General features: G+C 43.4%; 14 protein-coding genes. 13 read left to right on the forward strand and 1 reads right to left on the reverse strand.

The features are described 5' to 3' along the window. Nucleotides 1-133 precede the first annotated feature (133 nt). The 10 genes from IGI69_RS04700 (at nt 134) to IGI69_RS04745 (ending at nt 10141) form a co-directional block, all read left to right on the forward strand. Nucleotides 134-1072 (forward strand): FAD:protein FMN transferase, encoded by a 939-nt coding sequence (locus tag IGI69_RS04700; RefSeq protein WP_101699225.1) that lies wholly within the window; start codon nt 134-136, stop codon nt 1070-1072. A 24-nt stretch (nt 1073-1096) separates the two neighbouring features. Further along, nucleotides 1097-1702, forward strand: coding sequence for an NADPH-dependent FMN reductase (locus IGI69_RS04705; RefSeq protein ID WP_005225450.1), 606 nt, complete (start codon nt 1097-1099; stop codon nt 1700-1702). 26 nt (nt 1703-1728) lie between these two features. Continuing rightward, nucleotides 1729-2949, forward strand: coding sequence for an NAD(P)H-dependent oxidoreductase (locus IGI69_RS04710; protein ID WP_438739868.1), 1221 nt, complete (start codon nt 1729-1731; stop codon nt 2947-2949). A gap of 261 nt (nt 2950-3210) precedes the next feature. After that, complete coding sequence (locus IGI69_RS04715) at nt 3211-4260, forward strand: FUSC family protein (RefSeq protein WP_086294828.1); 1050 nt, start codon at nt 3211-3213, stop codon at nt 4258-4260. Between the two features lie 236 nt (nt 4261-4496). Further along, complete coding sequence (locus IGI69_RS04720) at nt 4497-6566, forward strand: BglG family transcription antiterminator (RefSeq protein WP_438739871.1); 2070 nt, start codon at nt 4497-4499, stop codon at nt 6564-6566. A 24-nt stretch (nt 6567-6590) separates the two neighbouring features. Then, nucleotides 6591-6893, forward strand: a complete 303-nt coding sequence (locus tag IGI69_RS04725) for a PTS sugar transporter subunit IIB (protein WP_005225455.1) — start codon at nt 6591-6593, stop codon at nt 6891-6893. A 31-nt stretch (nt 6894-6924) separates the two neighbouring features. Next, nucleotides 6925-8214 carry a PTS sugar transporter subunit IIC gene (locus tag IGI69_RS04730; protein WP_008379073.1) on the forward strand — a complete coding sequence of 430 codons (1290 nt, stop codon included), beginning with the start codon at nt 6925-6927 and terminating at the stop codon, nt 8212-8214. A gap of 18 nt (nt 8215-8232) precedes the next feature. Then, the gene (locus IGI69_RS04735) at nt 8233-8625 is read left to right on the forward strand and encodes a hypothetical protein (RefSeq protein ID WP_005225457.1); all 393 of its coding nucleotides are present in this window, start codon (nt 8233-8235) and stop codon (nt 8623-8625) included. A gap of 22 nt (nt 8626-8647) precedes the next feature. Next, nucleotides 8648-9514, forward strand: a complete 867-nt coding sequence (locus IGI69_RS04740; protein WP_428206492.1) for a class II fructose-bisphosphate aldolase — start codon at nt 8648-8650, stop codon at nt 9512-9514. Then, nucleotides 9515-10141: a zeta toxin family protein gene (locus tag IGI69_RS04745; RefSeq protein WP_026008045.1), complete on the forward strand. Its 627-nt coding sequence runs from the start codon at nt 9515-9517 to the stop codon at nt 10139-10141. A gap of 43 nt (nt 10142-10184) precedes the next feature. On the opposite strand, the gene IGI69_RS04750 is transcribed toward IGI69_RS04745, so the two are convergent. Continuing rightward, complete coding sequence (locus IGI69_RS04750; protein ID WP_438739875.1) at nt 10185-11189, reverse strand: DUF389 domain-containing protein; 1005 nt, start codon at nt 11187-11189, stop codon at nt 10185-10187. Nucleotides 11190-11378: 189 nt separating this feature from the next. Here IGI69_RS04750 and IGI69_RS04755 point away from each other — a divergent pair, with 189 nt between their 5' ends. From IGI69_RS04755 to IGI69_RS04765, 3 genes are all read left to right on the forward strand, one after another. Then, nucleotides 11379-11978 (forward strand): NUDIX hydrolase N-terminal domain-containing protein, encoded by a 600-nt coding sequence (locus IGI69_RS04755; RefSeq protein WP_438739877.1) that lies wholly within the window; start codon nt 11379-11381, stop codon nt 11976-11978. Nucleotides 11979-12138: 160 nt separating this feature from the next. Beyond that, nucleotides 12139-13449: an NCS2 family permease gene (locus IGI69_RS04760; RefSeq protein ID WP_016610053.1), complete on the forward strand. Its 1311-nt coding sequence runs from the start codon at nt 12139-12141 to the stop codon at nt 13447-13449. Nucleotides 13450-13999: 550 nt separating this feature from the next. Continuing rightward, entirely contained in the window at nt 14000-15478 is a 1479-nt protein-coding gene (locus IGI69_RS04765) for a helix-turn-helix domain-containing protein (RefSeq protein WP_074534977.1), read from the forward strand. Nucleotides 15479-15589 lie beyond the last annotated feature (111 nt).

The raw sequence follows: 15589 nt of genomic DNA on the forward strand, positions 1-15589 counted from the left end.
GACTGCTTTTTTGAATTTTCTTTATATAAAAAAATATATAATCGTGTTGACAAAAAAATATATCGGGAGTATTCTTTAATTGTGAAAAAACTAACATAATTTGAGGTATATCGTTTTTAGGAGAAGGGATTTTATGAAGACAGCAGTGAGAGAAGCCGCTCGCACGATTCAGCGGATGGGCACGTCCATTGAGTTAAAAGTTGCTCATACAAAACCAGAAAGTGTACTGGACGAGCTGGAGACCCAACTGAAAGTATACGACCATCGCTTTAGTGCCAATGATCCGCGATCGGAATTGAATCAGCTGAATCAGTTGGCAGGACAAAAGGGGCTTGTGCTTGATCCAGAATTGTACCAGCTGATCGAAATCGGCAAACATCATAGCTGTGCTCCCCACAGTCAGCTGAATATTGCCATCGGTCCACTGGTCCAAGCATGGCGCATCGGGTTTGAAGATGCCCGCATCGTATCAAAGACGCAGGTCAAAGAATTGCTTGCGCTAACAGACCCGCAACAGATCCAATTGGCAGCAGGCAAGGTTTTTTTGAAAAAAGCTGGAATGAGGATCGACCTCGGAGCATTAGCAAAAGGCTACATCGCTGATAAGTTACGCACCCATTGCCAAGCCCGTGGAGCAGCGTATGGATTGATCAACTTAGGCGGAAATATTGTCTGTTTCGGCGCTGCACCAAATCATTCGGACGGGCATTGGCGGATCGGGATCCGAGATCCCAAAGGCGGTCGGGCAGACACCTTGGGCATTCTGCCAATCAAGGACCAAACCGTCGTCACTTCGGGGATCTATGAGCGGGTCTTGACCACCGCTGAAGGAACGTATCATCATTTGATTGATCCTCAGAGTGGCTTTCCCATCGAATGTGGGTATTTGAGCATCACGATCGTTGCAGCGACATCGTTACTGGGGGAAATCTGGACTTCGCGCTTGTTTGGCAAGCCCATTCCAGTTGTTTTGCAAGAGATTCAGCAGCAGCCAGAAATCGAAGGAATCATCGTAACCAAAGAAAATGAAGTCATTGCCTCTAAAGGCATTCAGGCAAGACTTTTAAGATAGCCCAACCAGAAAGGAAGAGACAGGATGAAATTTATCGGATTCGTAGGAACCAATGCCACTCGTTCCACCAATCGCACGTTGTTGCAATTTATGAAAAAAATGTTTGCCAATGAGGCAGAGATTGAACTAGTCGAGATCAAAGATCTTCCAATGTTCAACAAACCAGAATCAAAGGAGTTGCCCGTACAAGTAACCCAGCTTGCCGAAAAAATCGCGGCAGCAGACGGTGTGATCATCAGTACACCAGAATACGATCATGCCGTACCCGCAGCGTTGATCAATGCCCTGAACTGGTTGTCCTATGGAATTTTCCCTTTTGTTGACAAGCCAGTGATGATCACTGGTGCTTCTTATGGGACGTTAGGTTCTTCTCGTGCCCAAGCCCATCTAAGACAGATTCTGGATTCTCCAGAGTTAAAAGCACGGATCATGCCTAGCTCTGAATTTCTCTTAGGTCATTCGCTGCAAGCGTTTGACGAGCAAGGCAACTTGATCGATGAAGAGCAGACCCAAAAACTGCAAGGACTGTTCAACGATTTTCTTTTATTTGTAAAAATTACCAGCCAGTTGCAGCACGCCCATGCCGCCAATCAAAAAGAAGCTGCTGAATTTTCATGGGAAACCATCTAACCGCAAAAGATAGGAGCGTAAAGACAATGAAATTGATCGGAATCGTCGGATCAGCCGCTGAAGTCTCCACCAATCGTCAGCTGCTGAACTTTATCAAAAAGCAATACAAAAAGGAATTCACGTTAGAACTTGTAGAGATCAAAGACTTTCCTCTCTTTAATCAAGAGGAAGATCAAACCCAAAGCCCAGCCATCCAGCGTTTGAATCGGCAATTATTGATGGCAGACGGTGTGATCATTGCTACACCAGAGCACAACCATACCGTGACGGCAGGACTGAAAAGCTTGCTAGAATGGCTTTCATTCAAGATCCATCCTCTGGAAAACAAACCAGTGATGATCGTGGGTGCCTCTTACTATGATCAAGGAACATCAAGGGCCCAGCTGCATCTGCGCCAGATTTTGGACGCACCGGGAGTCAATGCTTTAGTGATGCCAGGAAATGAGTTTTTGTTGGGCAAAGCCAAAGAAGCTTTCGATGAAGCGGGTGATTTGATCGATGCCCGAACGGTTGCTTTTTTAGATGCGACGATCAACAGCTTCTTGCAATTTATCAAAGTCGTTTCTGCCTTAGCGGGTCCTAAACAATTGCCGCCCGAAGACCTCTACGCCACAGGGAAAATCGCAACCACCGTGGAAGGGGTGGATATGTATGATGATCAATGGCTGGAAAAAGCCGCTGAAGCAGTCGGTGCCGTTTCTGGCAATACCTACGTCAAACTAAATCGCGGCTTGCTGACAGTCGATCAGATCAATTACTTCTTAGATTCGATGCCGATGGAATTGACATTTGCCGATAGCAACAACCAATTCTTGTATTACAATCTGCGGGAAGAAGCCCAAAATATGCTGGCAGCACGTGTGCCAGGACAAGTCGGCAATCCATTAGCAAAATGCCATCCTGAAAAATCCTTCAAAAATGTTGAGTGGGTGATCCAACAGCTGCGCAGTGGAGCGACCGACGCGGTTCGGGTCCATGTACCGAAACAGGTGCCAGAAAAATACATCGTCCACAATTATCAAGCGATGCACGATGAAAACGGCGAATATGCGGGGATCAACGAATACATCCTTGATTTCAAGCCAATCATCGAATGGTATTTGCAACAAACCGGTCAAAAACTTGTCGGCAATGAAGACGCCCTTTCCAGTGCTTCTGTGCACCAAGAACCGACCGATGCGGTCACTAGTGCCAGTACTCATGACGCACCTGCAGCAGATGCGGTCACCAGCGCTTCAGTGAAATAAGGGTTGTCTAAAGGGAGAGAAGGAATCGCTAGAAGCATTCGCTTGCAATCAGTTGCCAAGCGAATGCTTCTCTTTTTGCTGCTTTTTCATGAATGAACGGTTTTCTATGAGCGATTGAATTGATCAAGGACATCGTTGCGAGGATTTCGCAAAGTTTCTGAAAAAAATTTGCATATTCATCTTTTGCTTCGTATACTAGTTTAGGACGTTGCTTATAAAACGGCTGTATCATCGTACATATTTTTTGATAGGAGGAATTGCATGAAAGACAAACGAAAAGTCTTGCGTCCGTTAGGATCAGGGTTTGCGATGGCGGTTCCTTTGTTTATAGGGATCCTCGTTCAGGACCCTTTGATAAGTTCTGTGGGGGCGATGGGGGCTTTTTCCTACTTGGCTTTTCAACATCGGTCCCTTTTTTATAATCTGCGCGCCATTTTGACCCACGGCGCTGCGCTGCTGCTGGCATTTATTTTAGGTGCTGGGACAGCACTGATTCCTTGGAGCGCGCCTTTTATCATCGGTGCGTTATCGTTTTCTGCGTTTTTGTTGTCAAAAGTGATGCGGATCCCCAAGCCCGATTATTTCTTCGTGTTGATGCTTTATGCCACCGGCTTTAATTTTCACGCAGCGCACCTTGGAGAGATTTTGCACCACAGTTCCTATTTGCTTTATGGCATCGCAGGCTCGCTGCTTGCTGGACTGGTGATTTCGTTGGCTGAACAGCTGCCGTTGAAAGAAGAAAAAACGGCCTTTCAACAACTGAGCTTGCACGAGAAATATTCGCTAGCATTATCTCAGCAACCAGAAATGGTCATCAAGGCGCTGCACTTTTCTTTGATATTGTTTATTGCGACCTACATTGCCTATCTGTTGCGGGACAGCAACGGCTATTGGATCTTGATTTCTGCTGCTGCCGTCTTGGCAGGAGAACATATGGAAAAAATCAAAAATCGCACGATTGGCAGGGTACTGGGAGGAATCGTGGGGCTGCTGCTGGGTTTCTTATTGATGTCCTTGCATATGCCCCTTGAAGCGATCGCAGTGGTATTGATCATTCTAAACATATTGACGGAGTTTTTTATGCCAGTCAATTATACCGTTGCTAATTTTTTTACCAATCCGCAAGTCCTGCTGTTAATGACCATCGGTACTAGTTTTACGCCGCTGAAATTGATCCCATTGCGTTTTTCAGGGGCATTGATCGGCAGCGTGCTGGCAATGCTGTTGATCTTTCTAATGGATTGGGCAGTAAAGCAAATGGAACAAGCGCTGGGAAATAAGCCAGAAGACACGACGGATCATACACAATAGAATGCACCATCATCGATAAGCAAGAGCAGCAGCTCTTGCTTTTTTTTGCCTTTGATCCTCTATCTAAACGTTTTCTGCATCGGATAGGAAAAATAAGGGAAATATGAAATAATCGAGCAAAGGTTCCTATTTTGAAATAGAAGCGTTTACATTTTTGCAAACTAAAGTGGCAGAAACATCTACTTTTTTTGTTGTAAGCGAAATCATATACTCAAATCAGAGAAGGAGAGAAAGTTGTGAAAAAACGAATCGTAGATGTTTTGCATCGCCTGTTGGTGACTGATTATCCACTATCCATCGAGCAACTGGCAGAAGAGACCGCAGCCAGTGGGCGGACGATCCGCAATGATTTGAATGAGATCAACACGTTTCTTGCTGACTTACACATCGGACCGATCCAAACTCTTCGAGGAAAGGGCATCCTTTTGAAACTGACCTCGAAACAGCAAGCCATCGTTTGGCAGGCATTACAGGCACAACAGTCGGAATATATGACCCGTGAAGAGCGGAGTTTTGATCTGCTGCTGCATCTGACATTTTCAAAAGAGATCCTGGTGTTGAATAAAAAAGAAGAAGCGTACCAGATATCAAAAAGCAGCATGGATGAAGACATGCGCCGTTTGCGGGCGGACATCAATAAATATGGCATTGAGATCATCAGCCTAGGAAAAAAAGGACTGCGGTTGAATGGATCGGAACGAGCGATTCGGACGATGATTTTTGACATCATCAATCAGCGGATCGGTAGGTTGCCACTTGATAAACAGACCCCAGATTTAGTCTTTACGAAATTGCTTTATCGCTATTTGCCGCAAAAAGAAATCAAACAGATCCAACTAGTGATGCAAGCAGTGTTGCCGCCAAATCAAAATGAGTTGTACAGTAGCCAAATCTTATTGTTTACCGCCATTTGGCTGATGCGTATCAGAATGAAGGAATTTATCACTCGCATGAACTGGTCTACTTCCAGCAATCCGCTCCAAGGGTCAGCCTATATCCAGGCGATCGCTGAAACCTTTTCGATCCAGCCACCAGAAATCGAAGTCAACTATCTTTCTTTCATCATCGAGTCACTGAACTTTAAAGATTTGTCCAATTCCATCGAATGGGCGCATGCGCAACTTTTGTCGCTGCAGCTGATCCAATTTGTGGAATGCCAAACCAAGATCCCTTTTAGTAAAAAGGAAGAAGAGCTGTTAGAGGGATTGTATAAACATATGGCAGCGCTGATCGTTCGAGCCAAGAGCGGCATTCAAGTACCCAATCCGATCAAAGAGACTGTTCGCAAAAATTATGGACAAATCTACCAAGCCGTCAAGGGCTTCGCCCCCACGATCGAAGAGATCGTCGGGCAATCACTTTCAGAAGATGAACTGACATTTCTCGTGATCCATTTTTCTACAGCCCTAAGTTCATTGAACCACGAGCTCATTACGAGCTATAAGGCAGTCGTCGTCTGTAACCATGGAATGGCAACCGGCAATCTGCTGGCAGCCAGCCTCAAGGAGAAGTTTCCAGAAGTAGAAGTTGCGGCAGTCTTGAATTCACAAGAAGTCAATTTGATTACGAAATTCGATGTGGATCTGGTTTTTTCAACCTATGAGATCGATTATCGAGAAAAGCCGGTATTACTGATCCCACCGATCATCAATGAAGAAAATCACCAAGTGATCCGCCGTTTCTTAAACAACAATGAACAATTCAAGCGGATCGCCTTTGACCAAAAAAATGCCACGCTGTTCTTCAATCAGTTGCTTACAGTGATTGAAGAAAGCGGCGGGACAGTCGATGCTGCCGCCTATCGCAAATTGACACACTTGTTTGAACAAAATCAATTATCCATTAATGCAAGGGAGATTCAGCCAATGTTAAAAGATGTTTTATCCGCTAATCATATTCAATTAAACGTTCCTGTTCAAAATTGGGAAGAAGCCATTGAACGCTCTGCGCAGCCGCTAGTAAAAGAACAGATCATCGAAAAACGCTATATCGAGGCAATGGTTGCGGCGGTGGAGGAATACGGTCCCTATATCGTCATTGGCAAACATTTGGCGCTGGCGCATGCACGACCAGAAGATGGCGCCCAGCAGTTGGGTGTGAGTGTCCTCACCTTGGCGCCGCCAGTCGCATTTGGGAACCCAGAAATGGACCCCGTCAAAATCATTTTTTGCTTGGCTGCGGTGGACTCCTACTCTCATCTTGCCATCATGAAGGAATTGATCGAACTGATCAATGATGAAGAAAAAGTCACGCAGTTGCTGGCTTGCTCTACGATTGAAGCGTTTCAATCATTGCTATTTTCATAAAAAACAAGAAAAGGGGAAAAAATCATGAACAAATTATCGATCTTATTCGTATGCGGTGCAGGTCTTGGCAGCAGTTTTGCGGCTCAGATGTCAACAGAAGATGTCTTAACGAAATTAGGAGTGGAGGCGAAATTGGATCATGTCGATATCTCATCAGCAGTATCAATGAAACCAGACATCATCATTACGGCAGAGAATTTTCGGACGCAATTTGAAAAGTTTGCTTTGGACCCGACAACCGCAATCATTTATTTACGCAACATCGTTTCAAAACCAGAAATCGAAGAAAAAATCACCCCGGTATTAACGGAAAAAGGCGCACTGTAAGGAAGGGTCATGACGAAGGGAGTTTGAAAAAATGGGCATCATCAATTTTATCATTGATAATATTTTAACGCAGGCATCGATCACGATCGCTTTGATCGCGATGTTAGGGCTGCTGCTTCAGAAAAAGTCAGCAGGTCAAGTCATTTCAGGAAGTTTGAAGACGCTATTGGGCTTCCAGGTTTTAAGCGCTGGTTCTAGCATCATCGTCGGTAGTTTGACCTATTTCGGCGAGATTTTCACAGAAGGATTCGACATGCAAGGCATAATTCCTTCCATCGAAGCCATCAACGGGCAAGCGATGAATGAGTTGGGCTTGGGTCGGGACATAGCGCTGACATTTTTAGCCATCTTTGTTTTTAATATTTTATTGGCACGCTTTACAAAATGGAAATATATTTTCTTGACGGGTCAAGCCATTTTATGGATGGCGACCATGACGACGGTCTTTGGCTATTTCGCTGGTTTACGGGGCGTTGTCTTGATTCTTGTCGGTGGGTTGATTGGAGCGATCTTTGCCGTAGCGATGCCAGCGATGGCTCAGCCCATCATCCGCAAAGTCACTGGGTCAGACGACATTGCTCTCGGACATTTCTGTACGATCGGCTACCTCTTTGAAGCAGGCGTTGCCTATCTGTTTGGAGAAAGAGGCGAGAAGAAAAAATCGATCGAAGACATCAAACTGCCACGTTCTTTTGAATTTTTACAAGATACCTATCTTTCTGTCATGGTCGTGATGGTTCCACTGTATATCGTGACGGTCTTGTTTGCTGGAGAAACCTTTGCTTCTACGCTCTCTGGTGATCAAAATTACATCATGTATGCCTTCTTACAAGCCATTCAATTCGTGGTTGGGGTCTATGTTTTGTTAGCAGGCGTTCGGTTGCTCTTAGGCGAGATCGTCCCTGCGTTTCGTGGGATCGCCATGAAATTGGTGCCTGATGCAAAACCAGCACTCGATTGCCCAGTGTTCTTCCCATATAGCCCAAATGCAGTTATTTTAGGCTTCATTACTACAACGATTGGGACAGTCATAGCCATGTTCGTTTTACCAGTCTTTGGCTTGGCGATGATCTTGCCAGGGATGCTGACGAACTTCTTTGCAGGCGGCACCGCTGGGATCTTCGGCAATGCGGTCGGTGGACGTCGAGGGGCGATCATCGGAGGGATCTTTCACGGTTTCTTCATTACGTTATTGCCAGCCCTACTTGTAACGATCTTCAATCAAATGGGCTTTGTTAACGCTACGGCAACTGATGTGGATACCGTCACGGCAGCCTTGCTATATGCTTGGATCATCAGTCCCTTATTGAAAAACTTTTAATCGCTAGGAGGAAGACGCATGTTCTCTTTTTTCAAAAAAGAAAAAAAGCCCACAGAAACACCAGCGGTTCCTTTGACCGCTGAAGAAAGCCAAGAGGCAGAAGCGCTTATTGCAAATCTAGAAAGTCAGTTGCAAGCAGAAACCGACATCGACGAACAAGCAAAATTGTATGAAGCGTTAGGCTTGGCGCAGGCAAAACTTTCCCGCACAGAAGAAGCGATCGACGCATTGGAAAAAAGCTTGCAGGCGAAAAAATCGATCGGGGACGGCTACAAAAAACTGATGTCCCTTTACAATGCTCAGCGTGCCGCCGCCGCACGAAACGGCGACGATGCAAAGATCGACTATTACATGGACAAAATGGAAGAAATGCGGCAAATCGCCAAACAACTTACGATCAGCGGCAATTAAACTAGACGAGGTGGAATCAAGGATGTATACAACATTAAAAGAAGTAACGAAAACAGCAGAAGCATTGAATTTTACAGTGGGGGCTTTTAATACCCATAATTTAGAAATGCTGCCAAGTATGCTGCGGGCAGCCAAAGAGATGGGGGCACCCATCATCATTCAAACAAGTATCGATACGGCGAAATACATCGGCTATGATGTCTTGGTCAATGTCGTCAAAACGATTGCCGATCACGAGCTAGTAGATGCTGTCTTGCATTTGGATCATGCCAGAGATTTCGATGAGATCAAAGCGGCGATTGATAGCGGCTATAGCTCGGTGATGTATGATGGCTCGCATTTGCCCTTCAAAGAAAACATTTTGAAGACGCGCGCAGTCGTCGAATACGCTCATGCTAATGGTGTGTCCGTCGAAGGAGAACTAGGAACGATCGGCGGCACAGAAGAAGGCATTCATGTGGAAGAAGACGATAAAGTCTTCACACGCCCAGAAGATGCGGTAGAATTTGTTGCTGCTACTGGCGTCGATGCGCTAGCCATCGCTATCGGAACCAATCACGGTCAATTCCGCTCAAAAACCGAAGTGAATGTTGAGTTATTGAAGGAGATCCATGCAGTCGTCGACGTGCCGCTAGTCATTCATGGAGGAACTGGCGTCAAAGAAGAAGATTATCCCGAATTGATCAATAACGGCATTCGCAAGTTTAATGTAGGTACTGAATTGTTGGTCAATTGGACGAAGATTGCGAAAGAAAATTTTGGGGCAACGGAAGTCAACAAATCTTTGCGCCACAACGTGATCCCATCCAATGAAGCCATCAAAGAAATCGTCAAGCACAAGATCGGCCTTTTCATGAATACGAAAGCGCCGACTGCGATCGGCAAATAGATGGTACGCAAAAAGATGCTTGTTTTATTAGCAGGCAGCCCTGGAACTGGAAAAAGTTATTTACTGAATCTGTTGAAGAAACGTTTTCCTGATCTTTTCGCTCTTACGCCAGATGAAATCAAAGAGTGCTATGCCGAATCCCTCGGCTTTGATTCATTGGCAGAAAAAGCCCAGATCGAAAAGCAGTATGTTTGGCCTTTTTACTATCAGGCATTGGGCTTGTACATGTCTTTAGGAAAACGCTTGGTGGTCTCGGAATACCCTTTTAGTGAAAAACAGAAGCCATTGCTAACTTTTCTCGCCCAAAGCTATGGTTATGAGTGCTTGACCATTCGCTTGACTGCTTCTTTTGAAACCTTATGGGAAAGACGTTACTTACGTGATCGAGCGGATGACCGTCACTTGAGTTTTATCATGGAACGGTACCATTACGGGGATGTGCTGGAAGATAGACAAGCTGCAACCAACCATATAACCAAAGAAGCGTTTCGGCAAATCATCACTGATCGCCGTTACGATGACTTTCAGTTAGGAGCGCTTATCGAAGTCAATGTGGAAGATTACGAGCAAGTGGATTATCGCCCGTTGATCGAGAGAATCGCTGAACAACTCAATGACTTAAATTGAAGAAAAACAGGCGCTACACCTGAAAAGGGCAGCGCCTGTTTTTTTAGTCTAAGCCCAAAAATTTCGAAGTTCCTTGGTTTTGGACTTGTAGGATTTCGGCTAATACTTTGGCATCAAATTGCCCCTCTTTATTGGCAGAATAGACATTGACCTTGAGCTGGTAGTCGGGCAAAGCATAGTTTTCAAGACTTGCTTCAAGCTGCGCGACCGCTTGTTTCGAGAGTGGTTCACCGACGAGTTTTAATTCAAGGGATTGTTTCTGCTCATTAAGTGTTTGCTCCAGCAAATAATGTTCCCCCAGTTTGGCTTCTACAAAACGCTTGGCATGGTATTCCACGATGGTCGTTTGGATCGTCGTATAAACGAAGAAACTCCCAATGACCGTGATCGGTAAGGCAACCACGGCAAACTTCCACCATTTTTGGTGACGGAAATCCCCATACTGCAACAGCCAGATGGTAATGAACAAGGAAAAACAAATCAAAAAGGAATTGGTGAAGAAGAGTTGAACAGACTCCCATGAAATCGAATAGTCTTTGATCGACAGCCCATAACCTGTCACACAAAGCGGCAAAATCAGGGACGTCCCGATGGAGACGCCGATAATAACATCGTTGTCGCGGCCCCTGACTTTGGCAAAAGCCAGTGCTGAACCACCGATCAATGCGACGCAAATATCCCAAATCGTCGCAGACGTTTGGGTGATGATCTCAGGTGTTGTGTCTTTGACTGGCGTGAGTAAGAAAAAGGCAAATGAGATGATAAGTACGATGATGACTTGGATGCTAAAGACCAGCAGCCCTTTTTTGACTAAGCGCAAGTGGGAAAGACCTAAACCAAAGCCGATCCCGTTGATCCCATTTAAAAGTGGCGAAATTAACATCGCCCCGATAATCGTTGTCGTAGAGTTGTAGTTCAAACCAATCGAAGCAATCAGCGTTGCACAAACTAAAAGTGCATAGACGAGCATCGTTTGGTCCATATCTTTTTGAATTTTTCCAATCAATTGTTCTTTGGAAACTAAATCAGGCGTTAAGTTCACCTTCATCATCCTTTCTGAGAAAAATCGTTCTGCTCTTTTCATTGTCCCTTAAATCGGCTGATTTTACAAAAATCTGCGTCTATCAGGTGATGATAGCAACGAGAATTCAATGATTGGGTTGCCAATCTTTTGCAAAACCGCCGATTTCCTCTAGAATAAGAAGCATATAAGATAAATGGAAAAGGTGGGGAATGGATGAAAGATTATTTTGCGCAATACAAACGCCTGTTATCGATCGCTGAAGCAGGTTTGTACTATGGCAAAGATGTGTACGATAAGGAACGTTACCAAGAGATCAAAGAGTTGGCATTGCATTTGATGAGTACCGTCGTGGATCAAGACGCAGCTGCGTTGACCCTTTTAACAGAAAAAAATGAGGGCTATCCTACGCCAAAAGTCGATGTACGAGCATTGATCCAAAAAGACGAAAAAATCTTGCTGGTGGAAGACAGCCTGACGAAAGAATGGTCACTGCCAGGAGGCTATGCAGAAATTGGCTTGACACCACGGGAAAACATCAAAAAAGAAGTGCTGGAAGAAACTGGCTTACTCGTTGAGGTCAAGGAGCTGCGAGCAATTTTTGATACGAATGTAAGACCAGACATTCCGCAAGTGTTCCAATACTATAAGCTGGTCTTTGCCTGTGATGTTTTGGCAGGGGACTTCATCAAAAACAGTGAAACCTCCACCAGCGATTACTTTTCGTTGAAGGAGCTGCCGAAGCTTTCCATCAAGCGCACCACCAAGGAACAACTGGAGCAATTGGTGAATGAGAAGTCGTTACACGTTGATTAGAAACAGCTAAGGGTAAGATGTTGGAAAAAGCGTTTTATTGGTTTTTTTAACTGGATAATATTTACTTGCAGATAAAGTTGGTTTATGATTGATTTCGTCGTTTTCATTATAAAAAATCAAGCAATGGCGGCACCTTTGCTTGATTGCTGGAGGAGTAAAAATGAAGAATCAAATCAATTCCTTTTTTGGGCTGGATGCCTTACAAACAACGGTCAAACGAGAAATCTTAGCTGGTTTTACCACCTTTATCTCGATGGCCTATATTTTATTCGTCAATCCAACGGTCCTTGGGGCATCTGGGATGGACGAAGGTGCCGTCTTTACGGCAACGGCGTTAGCCAGCGCATTGGGCTGTATCTTGATGGGGGTTTTAGCAAAATACCCGATCGCTACGGCACCCGCATTAGGGATCAACGCTTTCTTTTCTTATTCAGTCTGTATTGGAATGGGGGTTCCATGGCAAACAGCATTAGCGGGTGTGTTTGTGGCATCACTGATTTTCATCGTGATCACGATCTTCAAATTACGGGAGCTGATCATTGATGCGATCCCTGCTGATTTAAAATACGCCATCTCTGGCGGGATCGGTCTGTTCATCGCCTTTTTGGGATTGAGCGAAGGCGGGATCATCGTTTCCGATGATTCGACCCTTGTGGCACTAGGGTCATTGAGTGTCGGTACGACGTGGCTGACGATTTTTGGTTTAGTGATCACTGCCGTCTTGATGGTTCGCAGAGTTCCTGGTGGAATTTTTATCGGGATGGCCGCAACAACTGTTTTAGGTCTTTTGACTGGCTTGATCCAAGCACCATCCAGTATCGTTTCTGCTGCACCAAGTATTTCTTCCACATTCTTAGTGGCGCTAAACCATGTAGGAGACATCAACTCCCTGCAAATGTGGGTCGTAGTACTGACTTTCTTACTCGTCACTTTCTTTGATACGGCAGGCACCTTGGTGGGACTTGCCAATCAAGCGGGCTTTATGAAAGACAACAAAATGCCGCGGGTCGGCAAAGCACTTGCTTCTGACTCCACCGCCATGCTCGCTGGTTCTTTATTAGGGACCTCACCAGTAGGCGCATATGTCGAATCCTCCGCTGGGATCGCCGTGGGCGGTCGCTCTGGCTTGACTGCCGTGACGACTGGAGTTTTCTTCTTGTTCGGCTTGTTCTTTTCACCATTGCTATCCGTTGTTACTTCCCAAGTGACGGCACCAGCTCTGATCGTCGTAGGCGTGCTGATGGCACAATCGCTACGAGAAATCAAATGGCACGAAATGGAAATCGCAATCCCAGCCTTCTTGATTCTACTAGGCATGCCGTTGACCTACAGTATCTCCGATGGGATCGCCTTGGGCTTCATCTTTTACCCAATCACCATGTTAGCAGCCAAACGCGGCAAAGAAGTCTCACCAATCATGTACGGCTTGTTCTTTGTCTTTCTTGGGTTTATGTGGATTTTGAATGTGTGATAGAGACGTTTATCAATTATAAAAGAAAGAACAGTTAAGCTTGTGGCTTAGCTGTTTTTTTTGTATTGAGAATAAGAGTTGATAAATACAAACTGAAAAAAGTAAAACAGTGTTTATTAAAGCGATGGATGCTGAATAGTAGTTTTTTTCATTTTTTACAAATACGAGGAGTGGTTAAGGAATTCTATTTTTTACCTAACATTCATATGATTTTATTCTGATTTAAAAAAACGAATCATTGATTCTAACTTATAATTTTCTTCAATCAAATGGTAGCACCTACAAAAGGAAAAGTTTTGGCGTAGCTGATTTTGTATAGGTTTTCTTACTTCAATTGTTCTTTGTTTAGATTAGATAAATAACGCCTTCTTTTCAGCAGTAATCGTTTTGATATTTTTTGACTAGAGTCTTTGATCAATAGCAAAAAATATTCATTTACAAGTGACGTTCACATCATTGAGAAAATGTAGTAAGTTAGAAAAGGAATGAAAAAATGATTATGGGTTAAAAATACATGGTATGATTTTCTATAAAGTTGGGAGGTGTTAGGATGAAAGATCTGCAGTTAAAGTTTATTGTTGATCCAACAACTATTCGCTGGTTTCGTATATTGAATCTTTTTGAGCGGACACAAAAAGCGACTAAGGGTCAATTAGCTAAACTAAATGAGGTTTCAGAACGGACGATTTTAACTGATATAAATAAGCTAAAGGAGTATTTTTCTGATAGTGCGCAAATTGTTTCAACGAACAATGGGTACCTTTTCGAAAAAAAGAACTCCCTTCGATTTATTGAACAAAAAGAAAAACTATTGCAAAATGAAATTTTGTTTGAATTATTGGGAAACGTTTTCTATGGAGAGCTAGAGGACGTAGCGGAATTAATTGACCGATTTCACATATCAGAAACGTCATTTCGACGCTATTTGAGACAAATTGAGCCGGTTCTTAAAGAATACGGATTAAAACTATCACTCACTCCCATTGATTTAAAAGGCGATGAAGCAAACATCCGAAAGTTTTTCAAAGATTTTTACTATGAAGGGGAAATGACCCCTCATACGTTGGTTCCTCCAAAAGAGATTCATGAATTGATCTATCAAACTTTTTTATCTAAAATCAAGGAAATTACGATTGGTACAGGTACTTCTCCAAATGAATTTTACTATAATTTATATATTGCTATCGAGCGAGTACGTCAGGGAAAGAGGATCAATGTACCAACAAATCTTTACAAGAGTGTTAGGAATAACAAGGATTTTCTTAATTTATTCTTGATTCAGCAAAGAATTCAAAAGATCTATCAAGTGGAATTATGTGCAGATGAGCTCTGTTGGCTATTTTTAGTAACGATTGCCAAACGGCCTTTTGATCAAATAGACCAAGATAAGGTATTCTGTACGCAATTGCAGCGCATTGATTCTTTTGCTCATTTAACTGAAAACTATCTCAAGAATTGCTCGCCTGAGTTGTATACATCAGAACTTTTATGGATCTATCGTGCGTTCTTCCTTTCTAGGTACGTGAATCATCTAATTTCACCAGTTCAAAATAGAATAATGTCAGAAATCATAGAGAAAACAAAACATGAATGCAAAGAATCATACATCAACAATCATCACTTTTTGCGCTCCTTTTTCGCTGAATCAGGAATAACAGAAGACTTTTTGGAAGATATTACGGCGAGCTTAACTTTGCTGGGAGAAAGATTGAAAGAACAGTATTTGTACAAAAGCAAGAGAATTGTTTTTTTATTAGAAGGCGATCTGTATGTCTGTCAATTGATAAGATCGCGAGTATATCAATACTTTGGTGATCGTCATCAAATCTTTTTTATTACGATTCCAGCTTTGACGGAAGAATTCTTAAACCAAGAAGATATTGATTTAATTGTGACAAACTACAGTGAATACTTGTCAGAGTATAAGGTGAGCACCAACTGCCTATTATTGAAAACAGTTCCAGATAAACAAGATTGGGAACTCTTATTCAAAACGATCGAACCAAAAATGTTCGAACTTATAAAATAATTAAAATAATAACCCTATTTTTTACCTATTCAGAAGGAAAGAAAGCCTTTTGCATAGGTTTTTTTATACTTAATTTCCCCCTAGGGTGAAAAACATGATTTTTTTATTAAA

Origin of the sequence: Enterococcus sp. DIV1083b, assembly GCF_051713705.1 — a bacterium.
Lineage (GTDB): Bacteria > Bacillota > Bacilli > Lactobacillales > Enterococcaceae > Enterococcus_D > Enterococcus_D casseliflavus.